At 61.0% G+C, this 15268-nt stretch carries 11 protein-coding genes; 3 read left to right on the top strand and 8 right to left on the bottom strand.

Features of this window, described 5'->3' with window-relative positions; translation table 11 throughout:
- Positions 1 to 81 precede the first annotated feature (81 nt).
- Complete coding sequence (locus tag FBZ97_RS06100; protein ID WP_113355475.1) at positions 82 to 633, top strand: hypothetical protein; 552 nt, start codon at positions 82 to 84, stop codon at positions 631 to 633.
- 75 nt (positions 634 to 708) lie between these two features.
- Here the strand turns inward: FBZ97_RS06100 and folK are convergent, their stop codons facing one another.
- The 3 genes from folK to folP all read right to left on the bottom strand — a co-directional run bounded on the left by folK (position 709) and on the right by folP (position 2435).
- Complete coding sequence (gene folK / locus FBZ97_RS06095) at positions 709 to 1227, bottom strand: 2-amino-4-hydroxy-6-hydroxymethyldihydropteridine diphosphokinase (RefSeq protein ID WP_281406118.1); 519 nt, start codon at positions 1225 to 1227, stop codon at positions 709 to 711.
- Positions 1220 to 1591, bottom strand: a complete 372-nt coding sequence (gene folB / locus FBZ97_RS06090) for a dihydroneopterin aldolase (RefSeq protein WP_069613040.1) — start codon at positions 1589 to 1591, stop codon at positions 1220 to 1222. The genes folK and folB overlap by 8 nt, the downstream gene beginning before the upstream one ends.
- Positions 1592 to 1652: 61 nt before the next feature.
- Complete coding sequence (gene folP, locus FBZ97_RS06085; protein WP_210296388.1) at positions 1653 to 2435, bottom strand: dihydropteroate synthase; 783 nt, start codon at positions 2433 to 2435, stop codon at positions 1653 to 1655.
- 178 nt (positions 2436 to 2613) lie between these two features.
- Here folP and FBZ97_RS06080 point away from each other — a divergent pair, with 178 nt between their 5' ends.
- The gene (locus FBZ97_RS06080; protein ID WP_145317644.1) at positions 2614 to 3237 is read left to right on the top strand and encodes a DUF922 domain-containing protein; all 624 of its coding nucleotides are present in this window, start codon (positions 2614 to 2616) and stop codon (positions 3235 to 3237) included.
- 441 nt (positions 3238 to 3678) lie between these two features.
- Here the strand turns inward: FBZ97_RS06080 and FBZ97_RS06075 are convergent, their stop codons facing one another.
- Together FBZ97_RS06075 and FBZ97_RS06070 are read right to left on the bottom strand one after the other, a co-directional pair.
- A complete protein-coding gene (locus FBZ97_RS06075; protein WP_015340086.1) occupies positions 3679 to 3999 on the bottom strand; it encodes a 2Fe-2S iron-sulfur cluster-binding protein in 321 nt (106 codons plus the stop codon).
- A gap of 149 nt (positions 4000 to 4148) precedes the next feature.
- Positions 4149 to 4517, bottom strand: coding sequence for an Hpt domain-containing protein (locus FBZ97_RS06070; protein ID WP_113389954.1), 369 nt, complete (start codon positions 4515 to 4517; stop codon positions 4149 to 4151).
- Positions 4518 to 5008: 491 nt separating this feature from the next.
- Between FBZ97_RS06070 and FBZ97_RS06065 the strand changes: the two genes are divergently transcribed.
- Entirely contained in the window at positions 5009 to 11890 is a 6882-nt protein-coding gene (locus FBZ97_RS06065; protein WP_145317192.1) for a hypothetical protein, read from the top strand.
- Between the two features lie 137 nt (positions 11891 to 12027).
- On the opposite strand, the gene FBZ97_RS06060 is transcribed toward FBZ97_RS06065, so the two are convergent.
- The 3 genes from FBZ97_RS06060 to mgrA form a co-directional block, all read right to left on the bottom strand.
- Positions 12028 to 12354, bottom strand: a complete 327-nt coding sequence (locus tag FBZ97_RS06060; protein WP_145317190.1) for an RcnB family protein — start codon at positions 12352 to 12354, stop codon at positions 12028 to 12030.
- A 129-nt stretch (positions 12355 to 12483) separates the two neighbouring features.
- On the bottom strand, positions 12484 to 14094 hold the full coding sequence (locus FBZ97_RS06055) for a glycoside hydrolase family 43 protein (RefSeq protein WP_145317188.1): 1611 nt from the start codon (positions 14092 to 14094) through the stop codon (positions 12484 to 12486).
- A 78-nt stretch (positions 14095 to 14172) separates the two neighbouring features.
- Positions 14173 to 15204, bottom strand: coding sequence for an L-glyceraldehyde 3-phosphate reductase (gene mgrA / locus FBZ97_RS06050; RefSeq protein ID WP_113390927.1), 1032 nt, complete (start codon positions 15202 to 15204; stop codon positions 14173 to 14175).
- Positions 15205 to 15268: the final 64 nt, after the last annotated feature.

The following is a 15268-nucleotide window of genomic DNA, read 5'->3' as shown; positions in this document are numbered from 1 at the left end:
CACCTTCGGAAACCAAGCATTAACCATTCTCGGGCAAAAGTGACAACCAGTTTCACGGTTTCGCCTCGCTAGGGAATGTCCATGTTTTCGCGTCGATTTCTTCTTGTAAGCAGCCTTGCCGCCGCAGCCATCTCCACCGGCGCCTGGACGCAATCAGCCGAAGCGGCTCCCCGCGACAAGGCGTTCTTCCAGTCGATCTCGGGCACATGGAGCGGCCCCGGCGAGATCGTTGCCGGCAAGTACAAAGGCACGAAGTTCACCTGCAATCTCACGGGCAAGCCATCCGATGGCAGCAGCGCCGGCGTCAAGCTCGACGGCACCTGCCGCGTCGGCGTCTTCCAGCAGCCGATGTCGGCCGAAATCACGCAGAGCGGTGGCTCCTATAGCGGAAAATTCCTGGATGGTGCGGCCGGCAAGGGCCTCGATGTCACCTCCGGCACAGTCAACGACAATACGGTCGTTCTTGGACTGAACCGTCAGAAGCTGAACGGTGCCATGATCGCCCGCATTCCGGACAGCAAGTCGATGAACGTCACCATTTCGGTGAAGGTCGGCGAACAGATGGTGCCAGTCATCGGCGTCACGCTGAAGCGCGCCGACGTTGACCAGATGGCGGTTGGATCGATCCAGTAAGCGTCCGACAGCAACTCACAAAGAGAAAGGCCAGCAATTTTGCCGGCTTTTCTCTTTATAGTCATATGGTCCAGCTCAGGCCGTTCGCCACCAGTCACGGTTTTCGTCCGCGACCTCGATACCTTCGACATCAACATCCCGCAGCCAATCGGCGATTGCCCTCCCCTTTACCACGAGATCCGCGGCGAAATCGGCAAGCGGCATCAGCACGAAACCACGCTCGACCATTCGCGGATGCGGAATGGTGAGCAGCGGCTCGGCCTGTTCCAGATCTCCATAGGTCAGCACATCAATATCGATCGTTCGCGGACCCCAGCGCTCGATCCGCACCCGCTTCATCTGCCGCTCTATGTCGAGGCACACGTCCAGCAAAGCTTCCGGCGTGAGGGTCGTGTCGACCGCAGCACAGGAATTGTAGAAGAAGGATTGGTCCGTCTTGCCCCAGGGCGGCGTGCGATAAAGCCGCGACACCGAAATCACCTGACAATCGGCACGGGCATCCAGAGTACGCAAGGCGAGCGCCATGGCGCGGACCGGGTTGTCCAGATTGCCACCCAAACCGAGCGTCGTCCGCACGGCTACACCTTCAGGCAAAATGCTCAATGCTCACCTGCACATAATCGAGAACGCCCGGAACCGGGGCATTGGGCTTGCGTACCGTGATTTTGGCGCGGCGGATACCCGGAAAACGACGGCATAGTTCCTTCGCCACATCAAGCGCCAGCGCCTCGATCAGATAGCGTCGGCGCCCGGTCACGATTTCCTCGATGACGCTGAATGCGATGCCGTAATTGACGGTGTCGTCGATCGAATCACGCTCCAGCGCATCGCCGGCTTCGACATCGAGTTCGGCATCGACGAAGAAGCGCTGGCCAAGGAATTCCTCCTCATCATGGACGCCGTGCCGGGCAAAGAAGGCGCAATTCTGCAAAGTAATGGTATATGTCACAGCGCTCATGGCGTCTCTCCGTTTCGAACAGGCGCGATCGGGTCCGAAAACCGCTCCCTGCATTCGAGCATTATGCTTTAAGCCTCGCGCGCGTCCTGAGAATAGCATCCGCAACCGCCAGCGCGTCCCTGTTGATTGCGACATTGTGTACGCGGAATATCGCAGCCCCCTGCAACCGCAGGATCGCGCTGGTTGCGGCAGTGCCGACGTCCCGATCGGCTGCGTCGCGACCCGTTATAGTGCCGACGAACCGCTTGCGCGAGGTGCCGACCAACAGGGGCAGCTCGAAGCGCAGCAGAGCATTGAAACGCGTCATCAGCTCGAGATTTTCCTCGGCATTCTCCTTGGCGAAGCCAAAGCCCGGATCGAGCACGATCGTCTGCCTGTCGACGCCGGCCGCAGCGGCAATCTCCAGCGAGCGATTGAGAAAGAAAAGCTGGTCATCGATCACGTCAGGCAGCTTCTGCCGCTCACGCCCGGTATGCATAATGCAGAGACCAGCACCCGTTTGCGCCGCCACGGTGGCAATATCTGGCTCGCGCTGCAGACCGAACACATCGTTGACGATATGCGCGCCGGCGCCGATCGCCAATCGCGCCGTATCGGCGCGATACGTATCGACGGAAATCAGCGCATCGGTCCTGCCGCGCAAGGCTTCGATGACGGGCAGTACCCGCCCCTGCTCCTCGCTGGCATTGACGGCGGCGGCACCCGGTTTGGTCGATTCGCCGCCGATATCGATGATGCCGGCCCCGTCCTCGACACAGGCCAGCGCATGGGCAACGGCCGCATCGACGGCCTCATAATGCCCGCCGTCGGAAAAGGAATCCGGCGTCACATTGACGATAGCCATGATGACGCTTTGTCCGCCGACATCGATACTGCGGCCATGCGCGACATGCCAGGTTTGGCTGCGAAGCTCCGTCACGAACCGTCCATCCCATTGAAAAGGAAAAAACCTCGCGCTTGATATTGCGCTCACAGTGGCTATGCCGCAAGGTTCGCAGAAGTTCAACATGGTAGCGACACGAATGCCGCTTGCATCCCATAAGTTCAGTCTTTCGTGTGCATTGCTGCTCGCGTTCTGCATACCCAATGTAGCCGGCGCGGAAGTCATCGCCCGCAAATCCATTTCCTATTTCGACATCAAGGGCAGCACTGCCGACGAGCTCGATGCCGCCCTGAACCAACGCGGACCGCTGGCGATCGGCTCCAGCAGTCACCATCCCGGTGCGACGAGAATCCGCTTCGGCGGCAATGCGACCTACAGCGAAGCAAACGGCCGCTGCTATATTTCCGGCGTCAAGGTTACGGTCGATACGGAAATCATTCTGCCGCGCTGGCGTGACCGGCGGCATGCCAGCAAGCAGCTTTCCATGATCTGGGATACATTGGCCGCCGATATCCGGCGCCATGAGGACCGGCATGTCGAAATCGCCCGTCAACATGCGCGGCAGATGGAAAGGCAGATCCTATCTCTGCCGTCAGCCGGCAATTGTGATGCGCTTCAGGAAAAGGCGAATGAGGTGACGTCGCGGGAAACCGACCGGCACGATGCCGATCAGGCGCGCTTCGACCGCATCGAAGCGATCAATTTTACGAGCCGGATGCAGAGGCTGCTCCACTATCGCAGCCGCCAAGGTGCCCGGCAGTAGCCTTTCAAAAACTACCTTCGGTGCAAAAGGCGATCAGAAGCGCCAACTGTGGGAAATCAGTCACTATATCCTGTGAATCGTGTGATCTCGTCGCTCTTTGAACTTTACGAGAATCTGAAATAGGTTTTTTCTATCAATTACAGAGACAAACGCACTGGTTGATTCGAAGAAGACCGGGCGGATGTCGCAAAAGAATCGATTTTGAGTACCTGCGTTGGCGGGTTTCTTCGCTCTTCGGCGCAGTCGGGTTTGTTTCTTAAAGCATGCGCTAAGTGTTCTCCTGGCGCGTCCTGAAGCCGCAGGTGTTTCCTCCCTTGCCTGCGGTGATGCGCCCGCCTTGCCTCGCTCGCTGCACCAGCTGAGCGGGGCATCTTTTTTGGGCATTCGACCCTCAGCGGGATTATCGCGACGGATCGGACGGGACGTGCCCGAGGTCCGGTGTTAGGCCTGCCGCTCCGGCACGTGGACGACAAGGCCGTCCAGCGCACTCTTCATCTTGATCTGACAGGAGAGCCGCGAGTTCGGACGAACGTCGAAGGCGAAGTCGAGCATGTCTTCTTCCATGGCTTCCGGGCCGCCGACCTTCTCGGTCCATTCCTCATCGACATAGACATGACAGGTGGCACAGGCGCACGCACCGCCGCATTCCGCTTCGATGCCTGGAACGGAGTTGCGTACGGCATTTTCCATCACGGTGGAGCCCTCGTCGACATTGAGGTCAAAGCGCGTCCCGTCGAAGGCGACGATGGTCAATTTGGTCATGTGGGTGAATTCCGATATTTCGTGAATGAAGGGTGATCGGAATTTTACTTCCAACAAATCGATGGGGCAGTCAACATTTGCGCCGCCGAAACGGTTTGTCCCGTCCGGCGGCGCAAGGGTGCACATCATTGATCGTCGAGCGGATCGGCTCAGCGCGAAAGCTTCAAAATGAAGTTTTCGGCCTCGATGACGCTGGTTGTGACCGCTGCCATGTGAGCGGCGTCGCCGACATTGCTTTCGAGCGCTCCAGCCGCATCCGCCACGCGAAAGGCACCAACAGCGCTGGCAGCGCCCTTCAGCTTGTGCGATGCGGCCTCCACTCGCTTGGGATCGCCGCTGCCGATCTCCTGCAGACAGGAACGGGCCTGCCTTGCAAACATCTGCAGCACCTCGACCTCAAGTGCCTTGTCGCCCATCGTCTGCTTGCCGAGATGGACGAGATCGATCGCCCGCTCCCGCGACGGAGCAGCGCCCCGCGAATTATCAGGAGATTCAAATGCGATGTTCAAAGCTGCCATGTGCCAATGCTCCCGTCATTTATCTATGACTGTTTTAGGGACCTGCCGCATAGTTGCGGCTCGGACATGGCCATCCAGTTAAATTTTGGCACATTGAGGGCCGAAAACTCCAGACATGGTTAACGTGCGTTAAACATGCTCAAAATCTTGGGTTTTCATGGCGTTGAACAGATAAACAGGGTTAATGTCACCTTAACGATCCACTGGCTTTAAGGTGGAATTAATTGTCATGACTAGGGGAATGTGTCACTACGATACTAGTAAATTGGGTAGATGGCACATGCCTTTGCCCCGGAAGTGGATGATGGTAATGTTTTCATAACATCCGTTTGAAAAACCAGTTATCCACTCTGAATGTAATGGGAAATCCAAATTCGATGTTGATCGAAGGCGGAAGACCCGCGGGAGGCAGGGTTTGTCTTTTCCGGACGCGGCGGAATTACCGGAAAAGACACGGCAAGCCCGAGTGAGTTGTAACGAGGCGTAACCGCATGGCGAACAAAAAGTACATCGAGTCGGTCGAGGACAAGGCCTTTCAGGCATTGGACGAAGCGCTGCAGATCGATTTCAGTGACGAGAGCTTGGAGTCCCGCAGCGGCACTACGCCCGATGTCCCGGAGCGAAATGTGTCTGAGCCGCCGAAACAGCCGATAAAGCAGACCAGGGATGATGCCGCCCGCAAGAATGGCGGCGCACGCAGCACCGCCGCCCCTGCTACGCCGCCCCGCCCCGCCGAGGCGCCGAAGAACCCGAACCTTGCAGCCGCCAATGACGGCAGCCGGGCGAGTTCCGCTAGCATATTGAGAGCGCTCGACGGAGCCTCGCAGAGCCACGCGGTGCGAAACGCCACGATCTTCTCGCTGTTCTGGATCATCGGCGGCGCCGGCCTCGCCTTCATGCTCTATGGCACGCAGATCCGAAACATCCATTCGATCGCGGATCTCGCAGCCCTTCCAGGCGTCATCGCCTGCATCGTCGGCATCATCGTTCCGGTGCTGCTCTTCTATGCTTTCGGCATGATGATTTCGCGTGCGCACGACATGCGCAATGCAGCCCGCTCCATGGCGGAAGTCGCTCTGCGTCTCGTCGAGCCGGAAACCGTTGCATCCGAGCGTATCATGACGGTCGGTCAGGCCGTGCGCCGCGAAGTCTCGGCCATGAACGAAGGCATCGAACGCACCATTGCGCGCGCCACGGAGCTCGAAACCCTCGTCCATACCGAGGTCAATGCGCTGGAGCGCAGCTACGCCGACAACGAATTGCGCGTGCGCAGCCTGGTCCACGAGCTGGGTACCGAGCGTGACGCCATCGTCAATCACGCCGAGCGGATCCGCTCGTCAATCTCCGGCGTGCACGATCAGATCAAGGAAGACCTGTCGCTGGCGACCGAGGAAATCGCCGTGCGCCTCTCGACCTCGGGCGAAGCCTTCGCATCGATGATCGATACGCGCGCCGCCGCGCTGATGGAGAAATCGGATTCCGCCGTCCAGGCCCTCGGTACCCTCCTTGCCGCCAAGACAGACAGCCTGCTTCAGAACCTCAACGCTTCGGGCCTCGCCCTCAGCCACGAATTCGACACCCGCCTGGAATCTCTGTCCTCGACCCTTGCCGAACGCGGCAACGCGCTGCTCGGCCAGTTCGAAACGCGCGCGTCGACGCTCGATGCCAACACCGAAAAGCTGAACTCTGCACTGAACGAACGTGCGCGCCAGCTCAACGAGACGCTGGTTGCCCGCACCCGGGAAATCAGCGAGAGCCTCACCGGTGGCGAACGTTCCATTACCGGCACGCTCGACACTGTTCTGTCCCGCCTCAACACGGCCCTCGACGAAAAGGGCGCGAGCTTCCGTCAAAGCCTGCAGTCGACCGCAGATGATGCCATCATGGACATCGATCTGCGCTCCGGCTTCTTCGACGAGCGCTTCCAGTCGACCATCGCGCAGCTTTCGACGGCGTTCGACGAGCGTGTATCGGAATTCACCTCGGCCTTCGACAAGCGCGCCGGCACCCTGGACACCAAGCTCACGGAAAGCCTCGCCCGCATCAATCAGTCGCTCGGCAGCAATTCCGATGCGCTGGAAGGCATCCTGACCTCCAGCATCGAGCGCCTGGGTTCGCATCTCACCGATCAGTCCCTCGCGCTGGCAACGACGCTGGCAACCGGACAGGAAGTGCTCGAAAGCGCCATCGGTTCCAAGGCGAACGAGATCACGTCGGCGTTGCAGAACGCCACGACTGGCATTTCCTCGGCCCTCACCTCGGGCACGAGCGAACTTAACACCACGCTCGCGTCGCATGCCGGCGCCTTCACCTCCGCCGTGCAGGGTGTCACGCGCGACGTCTCCGCCGCCCTGCAAAGTGGCACGGAAGAACTGACCTCGGCCTTTACCGGCCGCGCCAATGACATCAACAATACCCTCTCTGCCCGCACCAGCGAGATCACGCAGGCTTTGAGTTCCGCCCATGAGCGCGTCGATGCCGTGATGGCCGCTCGCAGCAACGCGCTTTTCGGCGCCCTGGCAGACAACCAGTCTCGTTTCGAGCAGACGCTTGCCGAACGTTCGGAAGCGATCACCAATGCCGTCAGCGGTTCCCACGAGCATCTGACCGCCGCGCTCGACGAACGCACTTCGATGCTGGCCATTTCGCTGGCCGAAAGCCAGTTGCGCCTCGAAAACACGCTGGCGAGCCGCGCCGATGCCATCAACAGTGCCATGGCCGACACCCATAGCAAGCTGGCCGACACGCTCGACGACAAGACGATGGCGCTTGCTATTGCGCTTTCCGAGGGCCAATCCCGCCTGGAAGACACCGTTTCCGGTCATGCGGAACACGTTGCCGGCACGCTGGATGCGAAGACCAAGGACCTTGCGCGTGCGCTCGCCGAGGGTCAGGCTCGTCTCGAAAGCACGGTCTCCGGTCACGCCGAAAGCGTCACCAATGCCCTCGACGACAGGACGATGGCGCTCGCTATCGCGCTTTCCGAGAGCCAGGCCCGGCTGGAGGAAACCGTTGCCGGTCACGCCGATCGCGTCGCCGACACGTTCGAAGGCAAGACCAGTGCGCTCGCGGCCGCCCTGACGTCCGGCCAATCTCGTCTCGAAGAAACCCTCGCCAACCGCGCCGAGGCGATCATCAAGGCATTTGCAGGCAACCACAATGCTCTGACCGAGGCGCTGGACGACAGAACGATGGCGCTCGCCATCGCGCTGAGTGAAAGCCAATCCCGCCTGGAAAGCACCATAGCCGGACACGCGGAAAGCGTTGCAAGCACTTTGGATGACAAGACGATGGCATTGGCCGTTGCCCTCTCCGAAAGCCAGGCCCGCCTTGAAAACGCCGTTTCCGGCCATGCGGAAAGCGTCGGCGCCACACTGGACGACAAGACGATGGCACTCGCCATCGCGCTGTCGGAGGCTCAGGCCCGTCTCGAAGACACCGTCTCAGGCCACGCCGAACGCGTTGCCGATACGCTCGAAGGCAAGACACGGGCACTCTCCGATGCGCTGACCTCCGGCCAGTCGCGCCTTGAAGCAACGCTTGCCAACCGCGCCGAGGCGATCACCAACGCATTCAGCAGCAACCACAACGCGCTGGCCGACGCACTGGACGACAAGGCGATGGCGCTGGCCATTTCGCTCTCCGACACCCAGTCTCGCCTCGAGGATGCGGTATCGAGCCGTCTCGACGCCCTTTCCGAAACGGTTGCCGGCACTCACGACAGGATCGTCAACAGCCTCGACGACCGGACGATGGCCCTGGCTATCGCCCTTTCGGAAGGCCACGCGAAGCTCGAAGACACTCTTTCCAACAGCGCCAAGGCCATTGCCCATACCGTCACCAGCGGTCATGAGGCACTGACCAACACGCTCGATGACAAGAGCATGGCCTTCGCGATCTCGCTCGCCGAAAACCAGAACCGTTTCGAAAGCGCCCTGGAAGACCGTGCCAACGCGCTTCTGGACAGCGTCTCCGGCGCAGAGTCCCGCGTCGCCGGCGCCTTTGGCGACAAGGCGGATGCCATTCGTGCCGCCTATAGCGAAAACCAGGATCGCCTGGACCGCTCGCTCGCTGCCCATACGAGCGCCCTCTCCGAAATGCTTGGCAGCAACAGCGATCGCGTCGAGACCGTTCTCGGCACCACCACCCGTCAGCTCGAAAACGCCCTCGGTGCCGGTCTGTCGCAGATGGATCAGAACCTGGCCTCGGCCTACGAGCGTATGCGCTCCACGCTGGAAGATCGCAGCAATGCGATCAATCTCGCCCTGCGTGACGCCCATGCGCAGATCGACAATACGCTGATGGAGCAGACGACCGCTATCGGCACCTCGATCGCCACCAGCGCCAGCATGCTGGAAATGTCGCTGGAAGATCGCGAGGCTTCCCTGCGCCAGACCATCGACGCGAGCGCAAGGATGTTGGAAGAGCGGCTGAATAGCGGCGCGGGCGACATTGCCGGCCGTATCCAGCAGGCAGCAGGCGACATCGCGCGCTCGGCCGAAACCTTCTCGTCCAACCTCAACCAGTCGATCGACGGCATGACGAACCGCTTTGCCGAGACCGGCTCGCGGGTCGAGGCTAGCCTGTCGGCTCTTGAAAACCGCATCAATGAAGGTGTTACAGGCGTTGCCGCTCAGGTCGACGCTGCCGGCAACCGCCTCTCCGATACGCTGGCGAGTGGCGCGGCGAAGATCGACGACAGCGGCAGCCAGGCATCCGCCCGCATCGAAGAGCGCCTTTCAACGATGGACCGTGCCCTCAATGTCGGCCTCGAAGCCGTCAATCGCACGATCGAAGGCAAGGCCGCCAATCTGGCCACCACGCTGCGCACGGCCGTCGCCGACGCCGCGCAAGGCATGGACACGGAGGCGACGCGCACGGCCGAGCTGCTCGCCAACACCGGCCAGCAATTCGCCGAAAACCTCGGCAACCACAGCGATGCCTTCGCCCGCGCCATGACCGAGCGCTCCAACGACCTCGTCAACCGTGTCTCCGAAACGCAGAACCGGTTGGCAAGCCAAGCTGCGGCCGTCGCCCAGACCTTCTCGGAAGCCGGTAATGCGATCGTCAACAAGGTTGCCGAAGCCGAGGGCCTCGTCAGCAATCAGGTCAATACGATTTCGCAGGCCCTGTCTTCCGCGGAACAGTCGCTGGAAGCCCGCGGCGCAGCTATTCGCAACACGCTTGCCGGCGGCAGCGAGCAGATTGCTGCCTCCATGGCCCAGGTCGAGCGTGCACTCGACGAGCGCAGCACCGCGATCCGCAGCTCTCTGGAAGAGCGAGCCCGTGAAATCGGCTCGACGCTTGCCGATGTCGACAAGGCGCTGGAAGCCCGTGGCACATCCATCCGCACCTCGCTTGACGAGCGTACCCGCGAGCTGAATTCGATGCTTGCCGGACGCTCTACCGAGTTGTCGCGACTCATCGACGAAAAGGCTCGCCCGATCGTTGATCGCTACGCGGCAACGGGTCAGGAAGCTGCAGCCCTCATTTCGGCGGCAGCTCAGGAAAGCACGGAGCGCCTGCGCGCTGAAAACGCCGCTCTCATCAACGCGATCTCATCGCGCACAGAGCATGCGGTCAACACGGTCAGCGCGCTCGAAAACAACCTGCTTGCAAGCGTCAACGGCATCATTGCGCGCTTGGCGGACAACAACTCGGCGATTGCCGGCCTGTTGTCCAATGCGGCCACCGAATTCGCAAACGTCGACGATCGCCTCACCGCAACCTCGTCGCGCTTCGCCGAATCTGCCGCGAAAGCCGGCGAGATGGTCTCGGCGTCGAGCCGCCTCCTCGAAGGCAAGGTCGACAAGCTGTCGGAGATAACCGGCCAGACCCTGTCGCAGGTCGGCAGCATCGTCGGTCGTTTCGACGATCACTCCAAGGTGCTGACGCAGGCATCCCAGCTCCTGGGCGCAGCCCAGTCGAACCTCGTATCGACGCTGGAAGAGCGCGAAACGGCACTGCAGAATCTGGCCGTCGGCCTCGTTCAGCGCTCTGAGGAGATCGAAAACACCATGCGCGCCCTCGGCTCGATGGTCGAAACAGCTTTCGATCGGGCGGAGCAGCGGTCGAACCAGGTGACCGGCAACCTTCGCCAGAGCGTGCAGTCTTCCTTCGGCGATATCGGCCGCGTTCTTTCCGACGCCGAGAAACGCGCCGAAGATGCGGCGGAAAACATGCGCGCCGCCTTGCAGAAGGCCGGCGAGGAAGCGAACCAGGCTGTCGAAAATACATTCGCCAATGCCGAGCGCCGCTCCAGCGATCTCACGAATCGCCTGCGCGGCGGTCTCACGGCCTCGCTGTCAGAGGTCGAGCAAATGCTCGCCGACGCCGGCAAGACCTCCGAGACGGCAGCCCAGCAACTGCGTGAAACCCTGCGCGTTGCGGTGGATGATGCGATCGGCCGCTTCGCCGGTGCGACGGATGAGATCCGCCGCTCGGCCGGTGATATTCGCCGCGAGCTTGACCTCACCCGCAGCGAACTGAAGCGGGGTGCCTTCGACCTTCCGGAAGAGGCAAAGGAAAGCGCCGCCGCCATGCGTCGCGCCGTTGCTGAACAGATCAAGGCCCTGCAGGACATCTCGCAAATTGTTGGCCGCTCGACGCAGCAGCTGGAGATTTCCGAGCCTGCAGCCCGTGCCCTGGCGGATGCGCAGCCTGCGCCACGACCCGCCGCACCTGCCCCGGCAGCTGCAGCTCCGCGGCAGCAACAACCTGCTCCGCAGCAACCGGTGCAACAGCCGCCGGTCGCCCAGCAGCCCGCACAGCGCCCGGCACCGCAGCCGCCCTCGATCGAGTCCCTCGGCTTGCGCGGGTCGATCCCGGCCGAGCGCCCGGCGGCACAGCCGCAGCGTCCGGCGGAAACAGCAGCTCCTGTCCGTCAGGAAGCAGCCGGCGGCGGCTGGATCAGCGATCTGCTGCGTGGCGCATCGCGCGATGAAAATGCCGGTCTCCAGCCAGCCCGTCAACCGGCACCGAAAGCGCCGGCTGAACAGCCTCCTGCTCCTGCTGCACGCAACCCGCGCCATGTCGTGGAATCGCTGAACTCGCTTTCGGTCGATATCGCCCGCGCGATCGATCATGACGCCTCGGTCGATCTGTGGCGCCGTTACCAGCGTGGCGAACGCGACGTGTTTACACGCCGCCTCTATACGCTCAAGGGCCAGCAGACCTTTGATGAGATCAAGCGCAAATACGACCGCGAGCCGGAATTCCGCACCGCAGTCGATCGCTACATCGCCGATTTCGAAAAGCTGCTCACCGACGTTGCTCGCACCGATCGCGACAAGACGGTCACGCAATCCTATCTCACATCGGATACCGGCAAGGTCTACACCATGCTGGCCCACGCAGCGGGTCGCCTGAGCTGAGATAGACAAAGAACGAATAAGCGATCCCCGGCAGAGATGCCGGGGATTTCTGTTTCAGGCTGCTCCAAAGTTTTAGGGCACGGAAAAGGGCGGTTCTCGCCCGCCCTTGCTTTGCTTGGCAGTAGCCCCGTCCGGGTTTACCGGGCCTCATGCACCTTCGAAATCAAACCGCTGGTAATGCCGACGAGGAGAAAGTTGTTCTTCAGGCGAACCCAGTGATAGCCGCGCGGAGGCATGGAAAGCTGGTAGGCGCGATAGTCGATTTCCGTTGCGCGGCGGCGGTCGGAGACCGATAGGCGGCGTCCCTTGACCCAACCGCCCTTGCGGATGACGACCTTCTTCTTCACCACTTCCTTCTGGACGACGGCCTGCTTGCCGGCGGGCGCAGGCTTGACTTGCGCAGTCGCAGCCAGCGGCATTCCGATGATGGACGCTGCAAGAAGGACAGTGAAGACTTTTCTCATTGGTTGTTTCCTCATTTCAGAATCTGCACGCGAATTTATCGTGACAGACATGAAACGAGTCTGACAGTCGAATTACAATTCCGTAATGGGCGCGATTGGTTCGGCCAGGCGCCTGCTCCGCTGGAAGTCTTATAGCTCATCATAGTTGAACCAGTCGAAATCCGCCGTCTTTGCCCGGCCGGATGTGTCGAAAGCAAACATGCCGATGAAAGCACCGGTGAAGGAGCCATGCTCGCCGCGCCCGCCCTCATCCGAGATGACGCCAGCATCCAGCACAGGCCCGATCGCCTGCCATGCGTCCATGCCCTCGGCCTGCCAGAAGAACTGCAGATCGTTGTCCCGCACCTCCATGGCAAGCTGGATCCGCCCATCGGGCACTGCGACGCCACCCTCGATCGGAAAACTCAGGCGGCCGTTCGGATAATCGCCCGGGCAGGTCATGATGGTGATGCAGCGGCCGAGCTTCTCATGCAGGGTCACGGCGATGGCATGCAGTTTGAAGCGATTGTAGTAATGGGTCAGGCCGGCAACCTGCTGGTAGGTGTCGGGCTGGAAATCGACGACCGTTTCGGCGCGGAAACTGTGATGCTCCTGGCGACGGGCGACGAGCGCCTGCTCGAACCAGGAACCGATGCTTTCGCGTGCGAAAAGCCGCAAATGGCCGGGGCGGTCCGTCAGGCTGAAAATGCGTTCCGGCTGCGGCGTGCGCAGCCACTGAAAATCCGTTGGCAGTCTGGCCTGATCGAAATTGTAACCGCTACGGCGCGGCCTCTCGATCGGCACCGCACCGTTCAGGCCGGCCACATTGACATCGGGAACGCTGGTGCCGTTTTCGAGATAGAGCCAGCCATCCTCTTTCCAGACGCATTTCTGCAGAGCGGTCTCGCGACCGAGCGTGCAACGACGATGCGGCGGCAGAGGCCGCCCGCAAAGATGCGTATGATAGAACTGTCCGTCATGCGTCTCGACATATTGTCCGTGGCCGGCGCGCTGTAATGCCGCTTCCGAATGGTCCTTCGAGGTGATTAGGTATTTGTTGGGATGCAGTTCGTACGGCCCGGCAATGTCGCGGGAGCGCGCCATGGTCACGGCATGATCGTAACCAGTGCCGCCTTCTGCCGTGGTCAGATAATACCAGCCGTTGCGCTTGAAGAGATGCGGCCCCTCGACCAGTCCCAGCTCCGTGCCGGCAAAGATGTTCCTGATCGGCCCTTTCAAGGATTTCGTCGCTGGATCCCATTCCTGCAGCAGAATACCGTCGAAGGCCGGCGTCTTCGGCGAGCCGCCATAGCTCTCCGTGCGGTGGTTCCATTGCATGTTGACGAACCACTTGCGTCCGTCATCGTCATGGAACAGAGACGGATCGAAACCGGAGGAGTTGACATAGGCCGGCTCGGACCATTCGCCTTCAATCGCCGGCGAGGTCACGACGTAGTTATGGGCATCCTTGAAGTTGCCGTCATAGCGCTTGACGTCGGTATAGACGAGCCAGAACAGACCATCCGCATAGGAGAGGCAAGGTGCCCAGATGCCGCAGCTGTCGGGTTCGCCGCGCATGTCGAGCTGCGACGCACGCTCCAACGGCCGCCTCACCAGGGTCCAGTTCACGAGGTCGCGCGAATGATGGATCTGCACGCCCGGATACCATTCGAATGTCGAGGTCGCGATGTAGTAGTCCTCGCCGACGCGGCAGATGGACGGATCCGGATTGAACCCCGGCAGGATCGGATTGCGGATCATGAACTCTCTCCTCCGGAGACCATGGCAACGGCAATAAGGTAAAACGCCCGGAAACCAGTTCCGGGCGCCTTGGGATGATCAATCGCGTTCCGCGGATTTGGCCCAGAGATTGATGTCGGCCTCCTTGGCGTAGACATCGATCTGCTTCAGCTCTTCGGCGGTGAAGTCGAGATTATCGAGCGCCTTGACACAATCGACGATCTGCGACGAACGGCTCGCGCCGATCAGGGCAGAGGTGATACGGCCGCCGCGCAGAACCCAGGCGATCGCCATCTGCGCCAGCGTCTGACCGCGCTTCTCGGCGATCTCGTTGAGCTTTCTGATATTGTCGATGATCGACGGACGGATGAAATCGCGCTTCAGGAAGTGGTTTTGCGCGGCACGGCTGTCTTCCGGAATACCGCCGAGATACTTGGTCGAGAGCATGCCCTGAGCCAACGGCGAGAAGACGATCGAGCCGATGCCGAGATCTTCGAGCGTATCCACCAGACCGTCGTCCTCGATCCAGCGGTTGAGCATGGAATAGCTCGGCTGATGGATCAGGCATGGCGTGCCGAGGTCCTTGAGGATGGCGGCAGCCTCGCGCGTGCGCTGCGAGTTGTAGGAGGAAATGCCGACATAGAGCGCCCTGCCCGAGCGGACGATGTGATCGAGCGCACCGCAGGTTTCTTCGAGCGGCGTGTCCGGATCGAAGCGGTGGGAATAGAAGATGTCGACATAGTCGAGGCCCATGCGCTTCAGGCTCTGGTCGCAGGAGGCGATCAGATACTTGCGGCTGCCCCATTCGCCATAGGGACCCGGCCACATGTCATAGCCTGCCTTGGAGGAGATGATGAGCTCGTCGCGCAAGCCGGCAAAATCGGTTCGCAGGATCTCGCCGAATGCGGTTTCTGCGCTGCCGGGAGGCGGTCCGTAATTGTTGGCGAGATCGAAATGGGTGATGCCGAGGTCGAAGGCCGTGCGGCACATGTCGACCTTGCGGTCATGCGGTGTGTCGCCGCCGAAATTGTGCCAGAGCCCCAGCGAGACCGCCGGCAGTTTCAGACCGGAACGACCGGTCCTGTTGTATTTCATTTTTGAATAACGATCGGATGCCGGTTGCCAGGCCATGATGGAATTCCTTCGAGATGAAAAGCGCGCGGGTTGGTCACCCGCGCGCAAACTAGCTCTTCCG

The organism is Rhizobium sp. ERR 942 (genome assembly GCF_007828395.1).
Taxonomy (GTDB): domain Bacteria; phylum Pseudomonadota; class Alphaproteobacteria; order Rhizobiales; family Rhizobiaceae; genus Rhizobium; species Rhizobium dioscoreae.
Note: the sequence above shows the minus strand (reverse complement) of the source record. Positions and strands in the feature narration are given on the sequence as shown.